We start from the raw sequence: 16,896 nt of genomic DNA on the forward strand, positions 1-16,896 counted from the left end.
GAAAGTGTGATGGCTCAGGCCTTGTCGAACAGGGACTCGACGTATTCCCAGTTCACGAGGTTCTCGACGAACGCCTTCAGATAGTCCGGACGGCGGTTGCGATAGTCGATGTAGTAGGAGTGCTCCCAGACGTCCACGCCGAGGATCGGGGTGGCGCCGTGCACCAGCGGATTCTCGCCGTTCGGGGTCTTGGCGATCTCGAGCTTGCCGTTCTTGACCTGGAGCCAGGCCCAGCCGGAGCCGAACTGGCCAACGCCGGCCGCCTGGAAGTCCGTCTTGAACTTCTCGAAGCCACCGAGGTCCTCGTTGATCTTCTTCTCGAGCTTGCCCGGCAGCTTGGTGCCGCCGCCATTGGGCTTCATCCAGCTCCAGAAGTGGATGTGGTTGTAGTGCTGGCCGGCATTGTTGAACACGGCCGGGTTCTTGCCGAACGAGCCCTTGACGATCTCCTCAAGGGACTTGCCTTCCCATTCGGTGCCCTTAAGCGCGTTGTTGCCGTTGGTGACGTAGGCCTGATGATGCTTGTCGTGGTGGAATTCCAGCGTCTCCTTCGACATGAACTGGCCGAGGGCGTCATAGGCGTAAGGGAGTGGGGGCAGCGTAAAGGTCATGGGTTGTTGTCCGCGACTGATGGGGAACTGGCTTAACGGGGACTCTTATAGAAGGTTCCACCGCCGTTAAATACCGCCAATTTGCGAAATTGCGTGATGCGGCCGATTGGCCGGATTGCATAAAATCGACGCATGTGGGGCGCGCTTCGACAGGCCGTAAAATATCATTGCCTTTGAGGCGCTTATGGCGGAACGAACGCACCATGGCGCGGAGATGCAAAAGAGAAAGCAATGAGCATCGAGATCGACATCCTGAACGGCGACGCTTCGTGGCGGATCGCACAGCCCCTGCTCAGTGCGGTCTGGGGACGCGACGCCGCCGAGAAGCCGTCGTGGAGCCACGTTAAATGGGCCAATGCCGACCTTCGCGTGCTGATCGAGACGCCCGAGGACGGCCTCGTCTGCCACGTCGGCATCTACTTCCGTACCGTCACCTGGAATGGACAGAAGGTTCACATCGGCGGCATCGGCGGGGTCTGCACCCGCGAGGACCGGCGCGGCCGCGGCTACGCGACCATGGCGATCGACGCAGCCATCCACACCATGCGCGCCAACGAGGCGGTCCGTTTCGGGCTGCTGTTCTCCGAATCGAACAATTTTGCGTTCTACGAGGCCCGCAGCTGGCTCCCCTTCAAGGGCGAGGTCTATTGCGAGCAGCCGGAGGGTCGGATCCGCTTCGACTACATGGCGCCCTACGTCTTCAACATCGTCCGCGCGCCGACGCTGGGCACCATCGACCTATGCGGCCTGCCCTGGTGAGCCCTGCGTGAGGGGAGGACTGGCGCGAAGATGCTGCGCCAGATAAGATGTCGATCGTCATCCAATATTCCGCCCGGTGAACATGACGATCGACGCCTCCGCAGACGCCGCGCCGCCACGTGCACCGGTCGCTTCCCCCATTGCGAGCCTGTTGACGGCGCCGATCCTGCCGACACTGCTGCGGCTCGCGATCCCCAACATGATCGCGATGGTCGGCAGCACGCTGGTTGCGATTGCCGAGACCTCCTATATCGGCCGGCTCGGCACCATTCCGCTGGCGGCGATCGCGCTGGTGTTTCCGTTCGCGATGCTGACGCAGATGATGAGCGCGGGCGCGATGGGCGGCGGCGTTTCGTCCGCGATCAGCCGCGCGCTCGGCGCAGGCGATCGTGACCGCGCCGCGACGCTGGCGCTGCACGCCGCCATCATCGGCCTCTGCGGCGGACTGTTCTTCACGGTGATGATGCTCGCCTTCGGCCGCAGCTTCTTCACGCTGCTCGGCGGACGCGAGCGCGTGCTCGAGGAAGCCAGCGGCTATTCGCAAATGCTGTTCTCCGGCGCGGTCGCGATCTGGCTCGTCAACACGCTGGCCTCGGTGATCCGCGGCACCGGCGACATGCGCCTGCCTTCGATGATTCTGATCGGGGCGAGCGCGCTCCAGATCGCGCTCGGCGGCACGCTGGGGCTCGGCCTATTCGGCTTGAAGCAATTCGGCATGCCGGGTGTCGCTGCCGGCCAGTTGATCGCCTTCACCTGCGCGGCGATCTTCTTCCTCTGGTATCTCCTGTCCGGCCGCAGCCGGCTGCCGCTGAAGGTCCGCACCTTCCATTTCGAACGCGCGATGTTCCTGGACATCCTCAAGGTCGGCGCGGTCGCCTGCCTGTCGCCGCTCCAGACCGTGCTCACGATTCTGATCTTCACAAAAATCCTCGCGACCTTCGGCACCGAGATGCTGGCCGGCTACGGCATCGGGTCACGGCTGGAATTCCTGCTGATCCCGATCACCTTCGCCTTCGGCATCGCCTCGGTGCCGATGGTCGGCATGGCGATGGGCGCCGGGCATGTGAAACGCGCGCGGCGTGTCGCCTGGACCGCGGCCGCGGCCTCGGGATTGACCGTCGGCCTGATCGGCCTCGTCATCGCGCTTGATCCGGCGTTGTGGGTATCGCTCTTCACCGGGGATCCCGGCGTCACCGCGGCGGCGCACAGCTATTTCCACTGGGCCGGTCCGGCCTTCGTGTTCTTCGGCATGGGCGTGTCGCTGTATTTTTCCTCGCAAGGCGCAGCGCGCGTCGGCGGTCCGGTGCTGGCCTCCACGGCGCGGCTGCTGATCGTCGCGATCGGCGGCGTCGGTCTCATGACGGCGCAGGCGCCGGCCTGGACCTTGTTCGCACTGGTCGGCGGCGCCATGGTCGTGTTCGGGCTTTCGACCGCGGCCTCGGTCGCCTTCGCACGCTGGGGCAAATGAGCGCAGGCAAATAAGCGCGGGAATGTGATTCCATCCAGCGTTGCACTATCCTGCCGGACTGCTATGGAGGCGCCTCCATTTTCGGGGGCACTTTCCATGTTCGGCAGATTCGCCATCCTTTCCATCATCCTGACTGCACTGTTTGGTGCGACCGCCGCCCACGCGCAGAGCGCCGATGGGACCTGGCTGACGCAGGCCGGCGATGCGCGCGTCAAGATCAGCAAGTGCGGCGGCGGCATCTGCGGCCATATCGTCTGGCTGCGCGAGCCCTATGACACCGCGACCGGCCAGCCTGCGATCGACAGCAAGAATCCCAATCCAGCGCTCGCCAAACGCGCGATGATCGGGCTGCCGCTGTTCAGCGGCATGGAGCCCTCAGGGCCGAACAAATGGTCGGGCCAGATCTACAATGCCGATGACGGCAGCACCTATGCGAGCAACGTCTCCGTGACTGGTGCGGATTCGCTGCGGGTCGAAGGTTGCGTCGGCGCGCTCTGCGGCGGCGAGACCTGGACGCGCGCGGGACGCTAGCTCGCGCCTGCCATCATCGCCTTCAACGCCGTTGCCGCCGACGCGTAGCCGCCGCGCGCGCCGTCGATGAAATGGACGTGGTCGCTGCGCAGGGCCGATGGCGTGAAACAGGTCATCATCGCGGCGTCCTGCGGGTAGAGGCCGTAGCGCACGACGCCGTCGCGTGCCGCAGCCGCGAGACGGTCGCTCAACGCGCGCTCGAGCTGCGGGGTGCAGTCGAGGATCATGCGCAGGCCGTCGTCATATTTGCGGAAGTCAGAATTCTCGACCACCTGGCGCTTGTAGACGTTTGGCACGAAACCGCCGACGTTGAGGTCGAAACGCATGATCAGATAGACGAACAGCGTGTAGGCCAGCACGCGGGCGCGGCGCGCGACCAGCGGACCGCCGCGTTTGGTGCGGGCTTCGAATTCCAGCCCCTGCGGCGGCCATTTCAGCGGCGGCCCCTGCGGCGGCACCGGGCGGCCGCCATCAGGGCTGCGCTCGACGAGATGGATGATGTCCTCGATCACCTTGCGGAAGGCGTGCGGATCGACACCGCGCGCCGGCATCACCAGCACCGACAGGATCAGGCCGCGCGCGGACGGCATCACCTCGAAGCGGCAGGACAGGCCGGAAAGATCGGGCTGCGTGCCGGCGGGTGCCTCGGCGACCGCGAACTCGCCGCGCTTCATGGCGGCGTCGGCCCAGGCGAGCCCTCCGCCGGAAAACATCGCATAGGACAAATTGGCCGACGGACCGAAGCGTGCGACGCGCACGTCGAGCCCCTGCGCGCGAATTGCACCCACCGGCACCAGCGCGACGCGCATCTTCAGATCGAGGTCTTCCCGCACCCAGGTTGCGGTCGCGGCCAGCGCCTCGCGGGCACGTTCGACATCGGAAGGCGCGACCGCAAAGCTCGCGCCGTCGCCGCCGAACACGAAGGGGAATTCGCGTCCCTCGAGCGCGTTGGTCACCGCCGCGATCACGGCGGCACCGGCCATGTTGACCGCCTTGTAGCGCTGCGCCGCAATCGCCTTGGTGGAATCGACGATGTCGGCAACGCCGATGCTCCAGTCGTCAGGCAATCGCGAATAGAGCGCGGGGTCCATCAGGCTGGTGAAGCCGCGAAAGACGGGAATGCTGCCGTAGAAGGATTCGCCTGATGTCATCGAGTGATGCCGGATGGTTGGGAAGCGCGTCCGAGGAAGATACGAGGCAGGATCGATCCGGGTTCGCCGCCCGGCGTCCCCTCTTTCGATTCCCGATCATTGGCCGAAATGCACCCGGACAACAAGATCGCGCACGCTGCAAATGCCGCAGTCCGTCATTGATCGGCGTCAAAGAGCCGGCCGGAAGAGCGGCTATGGTCGGGGCATATCCAGAGATTACATGGGATGATCGAAGTGCCCGACTTCGGCAACAAGGACTCGACGGCTCCAGTGCGCCGACGCACGCGGCTCGATCCGCTCAGCGCGGTGAAGATGCCGGAAGCACTGACCGCGGCCGTCGACGCCTGGGCTGAAGCTCATCACTTGTCGCGTTCGGCTGCGATCTGCAAGCTGGTCGAACTGGGCCTGAAGGTCGCGCCCCCGGCATTCTCGTCGGCCCAGCCGGTCGCATCCGACGCCACCAGGATCGAGGCGCTGGCCGTGCACGAGATCGAGCGGCTGCTCGACCCCGCATTGCCAACGGACGAACGCGAACGCCGCATACGCCGCCTGACCGAAGGGCCGCCGGAATTTTCACGCGAGCGGATTGACCTGCCGAAGTGAACGCCTAGTGGAGCTTTTCGTCCTCGCGCTTGCGCAGGGCGTCGAGAGAGAGATCGTGGCAGCCGACCAGGCGCACGAATTGCTGCGGATACATTTCATGACCGTGTCCGCCGGAATTCTGATGCGTCATCGGGGGGCAATGGACATCGTCCGGCTTCGCGCGAGGCTCCTCGATCCGGGCTTGATTTGAAGCGGTCATGTTTGAAGTGGCCATCGACTGCTCCCTCTCGATTAGGGCAGATCGATTGACGTAAGCCAATCGATTGCGGGGCATCTTACGACCAAATCCGGCTCGATGTCATTGCGTCGGATCAACTCAATCGTGGCGGCGGAGTTCCGCTTACGCCGTGTTCCCCGCATCGATCGTGAACACGGTGCCGGTGACGTTGCGGCCGCCCTCGCCGAGCAGATATTCCACCATGCGCGCGACATCGTCGGTCTCCGGCAGGCGACGTAGCGCGCTGCGGCCGGCGATGCGCTTGCGTCCTTCGTCGGAGAGATTGTGGGTCAGCTCGGTGTCGATGAAACCAGGCGCGATCGCGTTCACGGTGATGCCGAGCTTGCCGACCTCGCGCGCGAGCGAGCGGGTGAAGCCGGTGGCGGCGGCCTTGGTCGCGCCGTAGACGGACAGGCCGTTGTAGCCCGTGGTCGCGATGATCGAGGAGATGTTGATGATGCGGCCGGCACCGTCCGCCATCATCTGGCGCGCGACATATTTGGTGAGAATGATCGGCGACAGCACGTTGAGCTGCACCAGCGCCTCGATCTCGGAATTGTGCATGGTGGCGAGCAGGCCTTCGGTGCCGAGGCCGGCATTGTTGACGAGGCCGTAGATCGGGCCGAACTCGTCGCGGATAAGCTTTGCGAACGCCGGGATCGCGTCGATCACGGCGAGGTCGCAGGCGCGGAAATGCAGGCGCCCTTCGGAGGGGCCGATCGCCGCCCTGAGCTCTTCGCTCTCGCGCCGTGCCGCCGCAATCACATTATAACCGGCATCAGCCAGCCGCTTGCCGATCGCAAGGCCGATGCCGCGGCTGCCGCCGGTGACGAGGACATTATGCATCGGTGCGCGCCAGTTTTCCGGCCGGGGTGACGTCGAGTGCATCGACGAAGCGGATCACCGCCGGCACCTTGTGGGACGCGAGCTGCGCGCGGCATTGATCCAGGATCTGGTCCCGGATCTCCTTCACCCGCGCCTGATCGGTGCCGTCGGCAAGGATCACGTCCGCGACGACGATGCCGCCGGTGATCGGGCTGCGGCGCGATTTCGCCCGCGACATCCGCACGTCGGAATGACGATTGATGACCGCCTCGATCTCCTCGGGGTGAACCTTCAACCCGCCGATATTGATGATGCCGCCGCGGCGGCCGACGAAATAATAGCGGTCACCGCGCAGCTCGACGATGTCGCCGCTGTCGACGAACCCGTCGTCATCGGTCAACGCGGCCGCATTGCGGCCGATGTAAGCATGCGCCGTGCGCGTCGAGCGGATGCGCAGCGAGCCGTCGACGACCTTCATCTCGACGCCGTTGCGGTTGCCGAGATAATCGGCCGGAAAGCCCTCCAGCCCGTCATTGACGGCAAAGCCGACGCCCGCCTCGGTCGAGGCATAGGCGTGACCGACGGAGGAATTCGGGAACGCGGCCTTCAGGCCGTCGAGCACCGCCTGGTCGGCGATCTCGCCGGACAGACGGACGTATCCCGGCGCGAACTGTGCAGCCGAGCCGCTCATCAAGAGCTTGCGCCAGTGCGATGGCGTGCCGGAGATATGGGTGACACCGCGCGCGTTCAGGCGCGCGACGTGGTCGCCGAGCGCTTCATGCGGATCGGACAGCACCATCGAGCCGCCGGAGAGGATGGCGCGCAGGAAGATCTGCAGGCCGCCATAGCGGCGAATGTCGTAGAATGTCGCCCAGGCCGGCGCGGGTCCGCGCGCAGGGCCTTCGGCGACGATGGCGCCCGTCAATGCTTCCAGCGTATGGCCGGCGATTTTTGGTACGCCCGACGTGCCGGACGTCAGCATCAGCCATTCGGTGGCGCGTTCGGTCCTGGCCGGCGTGGCGGCCTGAAGCGGCAATTGCGCGGTGACGACGAGCGCGATTGTCTTTGCGGCCCATTGCGCGGGCTCGTCGGTGACGACGGCATCGATCTCGGCGTCCGCGATCAGCGCATCGAGATGCGCCGGATTGAGATCGGGCGGGCACAGCAGCATGCGCCGCGCGACACCGTCGAGCTCGACCATGGCGAGGCCCGATTTGAGCTGGTCCGACAGCTTCAGCAGGACAGAGCGGCCCGCCAGCTCACGCAGGCGGCCGCCCAGAACCGTATGCGGCAGCACATCCGTCAGCGACACCACATGATGGGCATCGGAGATCGTGCGGCCCTTGAGCTCCGGGCTCAGATAGTCGCGGAGCGCAAAAATCTCACGCGGGGACATTTTCGTAGGCCCGCACGAAATCGCCCACGGTGGCGGGGAACGCTACGTCCTCGGAAATGGTGAAGGGATCGACGCCGGTCTCGTCCTCGAGGCGCGCCACCAGAATTGCGAAGGCGAGGGAATCGAAACCCGTCTCGTGCAGGGACAGATCGTCCGAGAGTGCGGGAAGCGTGACGTGCTGCTCCTTGGCGATCTGCTGGATCGCTTCGATGACCTTAGACCTTACCGACATGGCTGGCTCACTCTTGTTATTGATGGTTCGTGTTGCAGCGGCTCTTGATGACCGCCTCCCCAAGGCCCGTGTTGTTTACCCGACAGAAGTAAATGGCTTCTTGGACAATTCAGATAAAATTGGACCTATCTGGCGGATTTTCGTGCGGCTAGAACCTGATCGCGCCATCGATGATCCCTGCGTACACATCCGCGTCCAAGGCGATGTAGCCGCCGGATTTCGGGTCGAGCATGAACAGCGGATCGTTGATCGTGGCCGGATCAAAGCCGTCCCGGGCCAGCTCGCCTTTCTTCTGCTTGAACGTCTCGGTCGCATCGAGCTCGCGCGAGATGCGAATGAAGACAGGGCGGGCGTAAACCGGCAAGCGCTGCGCCAGATGGGCGGGTAGCCCCTCGATGTCAAACCCCTCGTTGACGACGATGGCGCTCATGCCGGCGCGGCCGTCGGTGCCGGGGATGCTGATGCCATAGGTGGTGGCATCGATCACGCCGGTGAAATCGCGCACGGCGTCGTTGACCTCCGATGTCGCGACGTTCTCACCCTTCCAACGAAAGGTGTCGCCGATGCGGTCGACGAAATGGAAGAAGCCCTTGTCATCGAGCCGCATCAGATCGCCGGTGCAGAACCAGACATCACCCTTGGCGAAGACGTCGCGCAGGATCTTCTTCTCGGTCTCGCCGGCGTCGGTATAGCCCTCGAAACGGCCACCGCCTTCATCCGCGGTGCCGATGCGGCCGATGGCTTCGCCGGCCTCGCCCCTGGCGCACGCAACGCAAAAGCCCTCTTCGTTGCGCAGCGGTGCACCGCTATCAGGATCGAGCTTGACGAGACCCGCCGGAAAGCGATGCGCGAGCAGCGGCGGAACGCGGCCGATCGCACCCGGCTGGCCCTCGACGTTGAACAGCGAGAAATTGCCTTCCGTCGCCGCATAGAATTCGAGGATGCGCGGAATGGCGAAGCGACCCTGAAAATCCTCCCAGATGTCGCCGCGCAGGCCGTTGCCGCAAACGAGCCGCAGGCGGTGACGGTTCTCGTATTCGGACGGCGCCGCCTTCAGAAGATAGCGGCAGAGCTCGCCGATGTACTGGAACAGCGTGCAATCGTGCCGCACGATGTCGGGCCAGAAGTTCGAGGCCGAAAATTTCTCCGCGATCACCACCGAGCCGCCGGCGGCGAGCATGCTGCACGGGGCGACAATGCCGCCGACCGAGTGGAACAGCGGCAGGCAATCATAGAGCCGGTCCTGCGGGGTGGCGCCGGTAAGGCCGGCGAACCAGAAGCCCCAGTTGAGGATGCGGCGGTGGCTGATGCTCGCCGCCTTCGGCAGGCCGGTGGTCCCGGAGGTGTAGATCAGCAGGGCCCGGTCGTTGATCGTCACGTCGCCATGCTCGTCCGGCGAGAGCGGCCCGTCCTCGAGCGCGGCAAGTGCGACGTCGATCGCGCGCTCGCTGCGGGCATCGCCATGGGTCCAGACTTTTGCTTCTGTCTTCAGGTGCGGCGACGCGCCGTCCAAGGCTTCCATGAGCTCGTGCGCGACGATGACATGCGACGGCCTGGCGACATCGACGCAATGCGCGAGCGACTGGCCGACGAGCCTGGTGTTGATCAGCGCGACCACGCCGCCGACCCGGCTGATGCCGAGCCACGCGGCAACATAGTCGATGCCGTTCCGCATGATCAGCGCGACGGTATCCCCCTTGGCCACGCCGACCGAGCGCGCCCAGCGCGCATAGCGGTTGATGCGCTTCGAGAGGCCTGCGTAGTCGATCGTTGTCTCATCTGCGACCAGCGCGGTGCGAGCGGGCTGACGCTGCGCCCAATCGTCAACGACGTCGGCGAACAGCCGGCCCGGCAGCGTCTCGATGCGCGCGGTGAGCTCGATCGCCTTCAGCCAGATCTTTGAAGCCGAAGGTGCGCGCGCGACTTTCGGTTGCTCGATGACGCCGGTGGTCATGCCGTCCATTCTTTCGGAACGTATCTGCTGCTTCCCCAAGCTTAGCTCGCGCGCCCTGCCCAGGTGTTAAGAGACAAGGTAAAGCCAGGTTAGTACGTGATTAACTCTGGCCATCCGACGCGGGCGAGTTCGGCGGCATGCAGACGGCGGCGACCGACCGCCGGCGCAAGGTGATCGAGTTGTCGGGGATCAGGAAGGCGTAGCGATCCGGCCTCGCCGAGGCTAGGCGCTCCCTGGCAAACGGGCTATGCTTTTCTACCCTGCGTTGTCATGGCTACGAAAGGGAGACGTCCCGTGGCTCACGATCCGTCAGAGTTTCCGGTCCAGGCCGCGCCGTTCGAGCAGCGCCTGACGAATTTCGCCGGCCGCGTGAAGGGTGGGCAGGCCAGGGTGGTTGCGATCGGCTCGTCGACCACGGCGGGCGAAGGAGGCATCGCTCCCTATCCGCAGCGGCTGCTGGCGGATCTTCGGATCAAATATCCAAATGTCGGAATCGAGGTGATCAACCGGGGTGTCGGCGGCGAAGAGGCCCCTGCTGAGCTCAAGCGGTTCGACCATGACGTCTTCGATCTGAATCCCGATCTCGTCATCTGGCAGGTCGGCACCAATTCAGTATGGCAACCCGCCGATCAGAATCCTCCCTCGTTCGCAGACACCACGAAGGCCATCCGCGAAGGTGTCGACCGGCTGCTCGACGCCGAGCGGATCGACGTGATCCTGATGGACCTTCAATATGTGCCGGCGCTGCTGACACCGGCCAAGCTCAAAAAGACGGAGGCCATGGTCGAGGCGATCAGCGAGATCGCGCATGTGAAGGGCGTCAACGTCTTTGGTCGCTTCGGGCTGATGAAGGGCTGGTACGATGTCGCAAGGATTTCGTTCGACCGCATGGTCGACCCGGGCGATGATAGCAGACTGCACGCCAGCGACTGGACCACGGACAAGATGACGTGGCAATTGACCGACGCGATCGTCGCCGCTGCCAACAAGGCGCCTCACGGCACCTAGCTCTGCGCGCTCCGCCGGATTCGCAGCTGAACGGGTGGCGGGCGCTAGCCGCTTCGCCTGTAGCGTGGGCGCGGCGGCGCAACATTGACCGGATAATACGGATTGAGATCGCAGGTCGCGGCGCGGCCCGACGCCGTGGCGCGGCACTGCGGCAGCGACGTGAAGGAGCAATCGTACCACTCCCCGCCGCCGCCGTTCGCGCCGGAATAGACGTGCATGCAGACGGGATAGCTGGGATCAAAGGTCTGCGCATGCGACGGCGCAGCTGCGGTCAGCGCGCCGACGGTGATGATCAGGCCGGATGAGAAACGCATGAGGGATGTTGCTGCGTGCCGCATCGCGAACAACTACTGCACCTTCTTGTGACGCTTGCGCGGGGGCGGCGGCGGTTCGTTGTAGGCGTAATAGGGATTGACATCGCAGCTCGCCGCGCGGCCCGACGCCGTGGCCCGGCACTGCGGGATCGAGGTGAAGGAGCAGTCGTAATAGTCGCCGCCACCGCCCCGGCCCGCCCGAAGTATAGACGTGCATGCACACCGGATAGCGCGGATCATAGGTCTGGGCGTCGGCATCTGCCGCCACGAACAGCGTGGCAATCGCGGTGAGGGTCAGGACAGGCAGGCGCATGGAGACATCCTCGAATCGATGGCGGCGTCGGATCTGATGCCGACGTCCTCCTATGGCATAACACCACGCCGGAGGCGACTGTTCCTCCGGCGGATGACGGCAAGGTGAGCGGGGTGCGCTGCGCGCGCTACCCGCCCAGCCCCTGCAGGACCAGCCGGTTCAGCCTTGCCGCAAACGCGGCAGGGTCTTCGGGCAATTCGCCGTCCAGGATCTGCGCCTGTTCGAGCAGGATCAGACTGAGATCGTCGACCGCCCTGGAGCCGGCCTGCGCCCCGGTGATCGCCGTCACCAGCGGATGGCGCAGATTGATCTCGAGGATCGGCTTGGTGCGCATGCCGCGGTTCTGCTGCGACAGGATGCGCTCGAGCTCGCGGCTCGGGCCCTGACTGTCGGCGACGAGGCAGGAGGCGGAGCTGGTGAGGCGCGTCGAGACCTTGACGTCGCTGACGCGCTCGCCGAGCGCGGCCTTGATCACCGCGATGGTGGCGGCCTCGTCGGCTTGCGGCTCGTCCTTCTTCGCCTCGTCGGCCTCGTCGGTGCGCGGGATCAGGTCGAGATTGAGATCGCCCTGGCTCAGCGATTTCAGCGGCTTGCCGTCAAACTCCGATGGCATCGAGGTCCAGAAGGCATCGACCGGATCCGACAGCAGCAGCACCTCGATGCCGCGCGCGGTCGCGGCTTCCAGCCGCGGATTGGACTTCAGCCGCTCGATGCTGTCGCCGACGAGATAATAGATCTCGGTCTGGTTCGGCTTGAAACCGGCGATGACGTCCTTCAGCGAACGCTTCTCGCCCGAGGTGGTGGCGAAGCGCGACAAGGACAGCAGCTTTTCGCGCCGCTCGAAATCCTCGTAGATGCCTTCTTTCAGCACTGCGCCGAAGGCGTCCCAGATCCTGGCAAAATTCTCCGGGTCCTTGTCGGCAAGGCTTTCCAGCTCGGACACGACTCGGGTCGCCACGGCTTTCCGGATCTGCGCGAGCTGCGGATTGTTCTGGAGCATCTCGCGCGAGATGTTGAGCGGGAGATCTTCGCTGTCGACCACGCCGCGGATGAAGCGGAGATAGCCGGGCAGCAGATCGGCATCGTCGGTGATGAAGACGCGGCGGACGTAAAGCTTCACCCTGCCCTTGCGGTTCGGCTCGAACAGGTCGAACGGCTTCGTCGACGGCGCGAACAGCAGCACGGCGTAGGAATAGCGGCCTTCCGCGCGGTAGTGCAGCGTCATCGCGGGATCGTCGAAGGCGGAGGCGATCTGCTGATAGGCCTTCTTGTAGTCCTCGGCCGTCAGCTCGGACTTGGAACGCTGCCACAGCGCGCTCGCCGAGTTGATCTGGCGCGGCTCGCCCTCTTCCGGCACCAGCTCGATCGGGAACAGGATGTTGTCGGAATAGGCACTGACGATGCGCTCGATCTCGTAGGTCTCGAGATACTTCTTGGCGTCGTCCTTCAGGTGCAGGACGATCTCGGTGCCGCGTGCCACGCGCGCCACTTCCTCATCGCTTGCGTGCGCGATCTCGAAGCCGGAGCCGCCGGAGGACGTCCAGCTCCACACGTCGCTCTCGCCGGCACGCCGGCTGACGACGACGATCTTCTCGGCGACCATGAAGGCGGAATAGAAGCCGACCCCGAACTGGCCGATCAGGCCGAGGCCGTCCTTGGCCTCCTTCAGCTTCGAGACGAACGCCTTGGTGCCGGAGCGGGCAATGGTGCCGAGATGGTCGATCAGCTCCTGGCGCTCCATGCCGATGCCGTTGTCGGCGATCGTGAGCGTTCCGGCCGTCTTGTTGGGGATGATCCGGATCTTGAGCGCGTCGCCCTCGCCCAGCAGCGCCGGGCTGGCGATGGCTTCATAGCGCAGTTTGTCGCAGGCGTCCGATGCGTTGGAGACGAGCTCGCGCAGGAAGATGTCGGTCTCGGAATAGACGGAGTGCACCATGAGGTGCAAAAGCTCGGAAACCTCGGCCTGGAAAGGCTGCGTATGCGCGGCCGTATCTGACGTCGTCATGCGTTTACCCGGTCAATCAAGGGGAAAGAAACCCGGGATATAACGCGAGGGGATAGGGGATCAAGTGGACGTGAACTATCGCCCTCCCGGCGGGAAGGCGATTTGTCCGTGGCGGCCAAGGGCGGCGAAGAAGAATCAGGTCACACAGCGGCCGGGCTGGAGCAGCTTTGCGACCTCGGTCAGGGAGCTGACCATCGGCTCGCAGGCAATCGTCGGCCTCTTGGGACCCTGCTTCCGGTTCTGGAGCAGCACCGGCGGCTTGGCGTTGCCGGTCTCGATGACCGCGCGGACCCGCAGCAGCACCGACGTCTCGGCCAGATCGTTCAGCCGCATCGACACGGTGCGGGTGGGAACCGGGGCCTGCTTGACGTCGGCGAACCGGTCGGCCTTGCCGGAACGGTTGACGTTGTGACCCGCATCTTGCGTGGGCCTGTCGGCGACCGCCTGCCAGCGGTCGGCCAGATCATGGCCGGAGGCCAGCTGGACGGCACCGACCTGGACGGCACCAAGCGTCGCGGCAATCGCGACAACACCCAAAAATACCTTTTGCATCTGCAACATGGCTGTCGATCCCTCGCCCCATGGCGATCGCGGGAACAACGCGATGGGAGGACCGGCAGTTCTCAGCTGTTAAGATCACTTAACCGTGTGCGAAATTCACCGCAGGCCGCATAAAAATGCCGCACAAAAAAATTTTCACCCGCCTGGAACGACTCTCAGGCCCGAGAGTCGTCTCAACAGCCGGCTATTCCCCCCTGCCCCATAAGCCGGCGACGTAGGGCGCGACTGTGGTGATGCCAGTCGCGCCTTACTTTTGTCTGAGCCTCACTTCGGCTTCCCCCGCGAGCCAGTCCCGCCCTTCGCCATAGAGCTTCTCGACTTCAGTGCCGATCAAGCCCGGCATGTCGCGCTTGACCTTGTAGCCGATCAATTCCTGCATGTAGGCGAGGTGGCGGTAGCCTTCGGGGAGCGCAGCGAGCGCTTTTTGGTCGAGTTGAAGCGTTGCGGCAGGATCGACCGGGTCGATCCGGTCCTTCTCGTAGATCGGCTGGCGGCGGACGATGCCCCATTTGCCAATGCCTGATTGGTCATGCCGCTTCTCCAGGAAATCGTAGAAGCGTCCGGTGCAGACGACGTCGCAGAGCACGTCATGCACCAGGGCACGCTGCGAGATCGTCATCTTGGTTTGCGCAATGGCGCGCGCGCCTGCGAGATCAATGCTGGTGCCGCCGAGGAAATGCAGGATGCGCACGCCCTTGGCAAACCCCTCCTGACTGACCCGCATGAAATCCCGCGCGGGCCCCTGAAACCAGGTGGCGGACATCCAGCCCTCGTCATGCCAGACCGTGGCGAAACGCTCCCAGTCGCCGGCGTCGCGCCACACCGCCCAGTTCTCGACGAGGTCGCGGATGGCGAGGCGGTCGAGGAGTTGCTGGTCCATGATGAAAAATCTCCTGGCAGCTCGAGGTCGCGATTGATGTCATCGACCCGACGTATGAACGAGGCAATTTGGCCGCCGTCAAGCGGGCTTCCCAGCCCTTCGAATTGCCCACAGCCGCGCGAGCGCGATACGGGTAGGGAGCCTTGCAATCAACCTGACCGCGATTAGTATCCGCACCGATGCAGACGAAATTCCCCTTGTTGGCCGCGCTTCTCGGATTGTTGGCGGCGTTCCCCGCACATGCGCAGACTGAACCGCAGAGCGAGACCGTCAAAGCCTGGAAGGCGGGGCTGTCGGCACATATTGCAAGCAACAGGTTCTTTCCAGTTGGAGCACGGGGGCAAACCGGCAAGGCCAGAGTCACATTCGTCATCGACCGGTCGGGCACGTTGATCTCGCGGGCGTTGGCTGAAAGCGCCGGCTCGCGGTCGCTCGACGATGCTGCGCTGGCGATCATCGCCCGCGCCGAACCGTTTCCGGCGCCACCTTCGGAGCTCAAGGAGGACTCGTTCCCTTTCACGGTGCAGATTGTCTTCAGCGGCCGTCAATTTCAGGTGCCGCCCTTAGGGGTCGTGCTGAGCAGGCCGGATCCCGCCTCCACGGATCCCGCCTCCACGGAGGCCGATCCCATGGCCGCCTGGCGCAAGACGGTCACCCAACACGTCTGGCGCCACAGGGCATTTCCTCCGGAGGCGATCGGTCAGAGGGGCGATACCGGCGTCACGTTCGTGGTCGATCGTTCAGGCAAATTGATCTCGAACGTGCTGGTAGAAAGCACAGGCTTCGCGCCGCTAGATGCCGCAACGCTCGCCATGGTCGAGCGATCCGTGCCATTCCCGAAACCGCCCGCTGAGGCGAAGGACGACCTGCAGAGAGTGACCGTCCTCATGAGCTTCGACGGAACGCGGCTAAACCCAGGGCCGTCGCCGGAACGAGAAAAATTGCTCAAATCCTGGATCGAGGACCAGGCCAGGCTGAATGCGAAGTCCCCTGGGCCAGACGATACCAAGCTGAATTCCATGCTTCGCAGCATCTGCCGCGGCTGCTGAAGCAGAGCAGAACAACTCTCTGCCAGATGCAAAAACGGCGCGCCTTGCGACGCGCCGTCTCCTTAGTCCGATAGAGGCTTGCTTACGCCGCCGGCGCCTTCGGCGCGCGGTTGCGCGAATTGCGCTGGAAGAACAGCGCCTGGCTCGCCACCGCCGACACCATCGCGGGCTGGAACGGCTTTGAGATCAGGAACGCCGGCTCGGGGCGCTCGCCGGTCAGGAAGCGCTCCGGATAGGCGGTGATGAATACCACCGGCACCTCGAAGGTGCGGAGCAGCTCGTTGACGGCGTCCAGGCCCGACGAGCCGTCGGCAAGCTGGATGTCGGCGAGGATCAGGCCCGGCCGCTTGTTCTTGGCCAGCGCCACCGCATCGGCATGGGTGCGCGCGACACCAACGACATTGTGACCGAGATTCTTCACCAGGCTCTCGAGGTCCATGGCGATGAAGGTCTCGTCCTCGATGATCAGCACGTCGGTCGCAATCTCGGCCGCCATCTCGCGTCCCGCGGCATCGGCAAGCCGCCGCGTCTCGGCGACGTCGGTGCCGAGGATGTAGCCGACTTCCTCTTCCGAGAATCCTTCGAGCGAGAGCAGCAGGAATGCCTGCCGCGGCAGCGGCGTGATGTTCGACAGCCGCCGCTCCGGCGGCATCGGCAAGGTCGTTACCTCGGCATCGTCGTTGACGGAGACCGAATTCCATATCTGGGTGAACAGCCGGAACAGGCCGGCGCGCGGACCGTGGCTCTCGTCGAGCACGGACGGATCTCCGAGCATCGCTTCCAACATGGCTGCGACATAGGCGTCACCGGAGGCCTGGCTGCCCGTCAGGGCGCGCGCGTACCGGCGCAACAACGGCAAGTGTTCAGCAACAAGCTGCGAACGGGACATCCCCACTCCATTCATCTTCGGGCCAACCTTGACGAACCAGGCAACAAGCGGGGAGGCCCGGGTTCCCCTGCTGGGCTGTCTACGCCTCACGCCAAGAAAAGTTCCGCTTATCTGGGAACTTTTTGTCGAA

Annotated in this window: 18 protein-coding genes and 1 pseudogene; 6 read left to right on the forward strand and 13 right to left on the reverse strand. The window is 64.4% G+C overall.

Annotated features, from left to right (window positions below):
- Positions 1–14: 14 nt before the first annotated feature.
- Positions 15–611 carry a superoxide dismutase gene (locus ACVJ5M_RS42475; protein WP_063985730.1) on the reverse strand — a complete coding sequence of 199 codons (597 nt, stop codon included), beginning with the start codon at positions 609–611 and terminating at the stop codon, positions 15–17.
- A 231-nt stretch (positions 612–842) separates the two neighbouring features.
- On the opposite strand from ACVJ5M_RS42475, the gene ACVJ5M_RS42480 reads away from it, so the two are divergent.
- The 3 genes from ACVJ5M_RS42480 to ACVJ5M_RS42490 all read left to right on the forward strand — a co-directional run bounded on the left by ACVJ5M_RS42480 (position 843) and on the right by ACVJ5M_RS42490 (position 3,369).
- The gene (locus tag ACVJ5M_RS42480; protein WP_063985731.1) at positions 843–1,370 is read left to right on the forward strand and encodes a GNAT family N-acetyltransferase; all 528 of its coding nucleotides are present in this window, start codon (positions 843–845) and stop codon (positions 1,368–1,370) included.
- A gap of 82 nt (positions 1,371–1,452) precedes the next feature.
- Positions 1,453–2,838 carry an MATE family efflux transporter gene (locus ACVJ5M_RS42485; protein ID WP_063985732.1) on the forward strand — a complete coding sequence of 462 codons (1,386 nt, stop codon included), beginning with the start codon at positions 1,453–1,455 and terminating at the stop codon, positions 2,836–2,838.
- 96 nt (positions 2,839–2,934) lie between these two features.
- Positions 2,935–3,369, forward strand: coding sequence for a DUF2147 domain-containing protein (locus ACVJ5M_RS42490; protein ID WP_063985733.1), 435 nt, complete (start codon positions 2,935–2,937; stop codon positions 3,367–3,369).
- Here the strand turns inward: ACVJ5M_RS42490 and ACVJ5M_RS42495 are convergent.
- Positions 3,366–4,520 (reverse strand): DUF3095 domain-containing protein, encoded by a 1,155-nt coding sequence (locus ACVJ5M_RS42495; RefSeq protein WP_063985734.1) that lies wholly within the window; start codon positions 4,518–4,520, stop codon positions 3,366–3,368. The genes ACVJ5M_RS42490 and ACVJ5M_RS42495 overlap by 4 nt on opposite strands.
- Positions 4,521–4,745: 225 nt before the next feature.
- Here ACVJ5M_RS42495 and ACVJ5M_RS42500 point away from each other — a divergent pair, with 225 nt between their 5' ends.
- The gene (locus tag ACVJ5M_RS42500; RefSeq protein WP_231143659.1) at positions 4,746–5,123 is read left to right on the forward strand and encodes a hypothetical protein; all 378 of its coding nucleotides are present in this window, start codon (positions 4,746–4,748) and stop codon (positions 5,121–5,123) included.
- Positions 5,124–5,127: 4 nt separating this feature from the next.
- Here ACVJ5M_RS42500 and ACVJ5M_RS42505 read toward each other — a convergent pair whose 3' ends face one another.
- From ACVJ5M_RS42505 to ACVJ5M_RS42525, 5 genes are all read right to left on the reverse strand, one after another.
- On the reverse strand, positions 5,128–5,337 hold the full coding sequence (locus ACVJ5M_RS42505; RefSeq protein ID WP_155794867.1) for a hypothetical protein: 210 nt from the start codon (positions 5,335–5,337) through the stop codon (positions 5,128–5,130).
- A gap of 126 nt (positions 5,338–5,463) precedes the next feature.
- Positions 5,464–6,186 (reverse strand): SDR family NAD(P)-dependent oxidoreductase, encoded by a 723-nt coding sequence (locus ACVJ5M_RS42510; protein WP_063985737.1) that lies wholly within the window; start codon positions 6,184–6,186, stop codon positions 5,464–5,466.
- Positions 6,179–7,561 carry a class I adenylate-forming enzyme family protein gene (locus ACVJ5M_RS42515; protein ID WP_063985738.1) on the reverse strand — a complete coding sequence of 461 codons (1,383 nt, stop codon included), beginning with the start codon at positions 7,559–7,561 and terminating at the stop codon, positions 6,179–6,181. Before ACVJ5M_RS42515 ends, ACVJ5M_RS42510 begins: the two co-directional genes overlap by 8 nt.
- A complete protein-coding gene (locus tag ACVJ5M_RS42520) occupies positions 7,548–7,793 on the reverse strand; it encodes an acyl carrier protein (protein ID WP_014491754.1) in 246 nt (81 codons plus the stop codon). Before ACVJ5M_RS42520 ends, ACVJ5M_RS42515 begins: the two co-directional genes overlap by 14 nt.
- A 148-nt stretch (positions 7,794–7,941) precedes the next feature.
- Entirely contained in the window at positions 7,942–9,756 is a 1,815-nt protein-coding gene (locus ACVJ5M_RS42525; RefSeq protein ID WP_063985739.1) for a long-chain-acyl-CoA synthetase, read from the reverse strand.
- A 285-nt stretch (positions 9,757–10,041) separates the two neighbouring features.
- On the opposite strand from ACVJ5M_RS42525, the gene ACVJ5M_RS42530 reads away from it, so the two are divergent.
- Positions 10,042–10,755 carry an SGNH/GDSL hydrolase family protein gene (locus ACVJ5M_RS42530; RefSeq protein ID WP_063985740.1) on the forward strand — a complete coding sequence of 238 codons (714 nt, stop codon included), beginning with the start codon at positions 10,042–10,044 and terminating at the stop codon, positions 10,753–10,755.
- Positions 10,756–10,799: 44 nt separating this feature from the next.
- On the opposite strand, the gene ACVJ5M_RS42535 is transcribed toward ACVJ5M_RS42530, so the two are convergent.
- The 5 genes and pseudogenes from ACVJ5M_RS42535 to ACVJ5M_RS42555 all read right to left on the reverse strand — a co-directional run bounded on the left by ACVJ5M_RS42535 (position 10,800) and on the right by ACVJ5M_RS42555 (position 14,828).
- Positions 10,800–11,069 (reverse strand): DUF3551 domain-containing protein, encoded by a 270-nt coding sequence (locus tag ACVJ5M_RS42535; RefSeq protein WP_063985741.1) that lies wholly within the window; start codon positions 11,067–11,069, stop codon positions 10,800–10,802.
- Between the two features lie 33 nt (positions 11,070–11,102).
- Positions 11,103–11,382 (reverse strand): annotated as a pseudogene (locus tag ACVJ5M_RS42540) (DUF3551 domain-containing protein).
- Positions 11,383–11,509: 127 nt separating this feature from the next.
- The gene (htpG, locus tag ACVJ5M_RS42545) at positions 11,510–13,387 is read right to left on the reverse strand and encodes a molecular chaperone HtpG (protein ID WP_063985743.1); all 1,878 of its coding nucleotides are present in this window, start codon (positions 13,385–13,387) and stop codon (positions 11,510–11,512) included.
- A gap of 135 nt (positions 13,388–13,522) precedes the next feature.
- Complete coding sequence (locus tag ACVJ5M_RS42550) at positions 13,523–13,948, reverse strand: hypothetical protein (protein WP_071909388.1); 426 nt, start codon at positions 13,946–13,948, stop codon at positions 13,523–13,525.
- Positions 13,949–14,195: 247 nt separating this feature from the next.
- Positions 14,196–14,828: a nuclear transport factor 2 family protein gene (locus tag ACVJ5M_RS42555; RefSeq protein WP_354100262.1), complete on the reverse strand. Its 633-nt coding sequence runs from the start codon at positions 14,826–14,828 to the stop codon at positions 14,196–14,198.
- Positions 14,829–15,007: 179 nt separating this feature from the next.
- Between ACVJ5M_RS42555 and ACVJ5M_RS42560 the strand changes: the two genes are divergently transcribed.
- Positions 15,008–15,877, forward strand: coding sequence for an energy transducer TonB family protein (locus ACVJ5M_RS42560; RefSeq protein WP_063985746.1), 870 nt, complete (start codon positions 15,008–15,010; stop codon positions 15,875–15,877).
- An 82-nt stretch (positions 15,878–15,959) separates the two neighbouring features.
- Here ACVJ5M_RS42560 and ACVJ5M_RS42565 read toward each other — a convergent pair whose 3' ends face one another.
- Complete coding sequence (locus ACVJ5M_RS42565; protein WP_014491706.1) at positions 15,960–16,766, reverse strand: response regulator; 807 nt, start codon at positions 16,764–16,766, stop codon at positions 15,960–15,962.
- Positions 16,767–16,896 lie beyond the last annotated feature (130 nt).

Source organism: Bradyrhizobium sp. S3.7.6, from assembly GCF_054061875.1.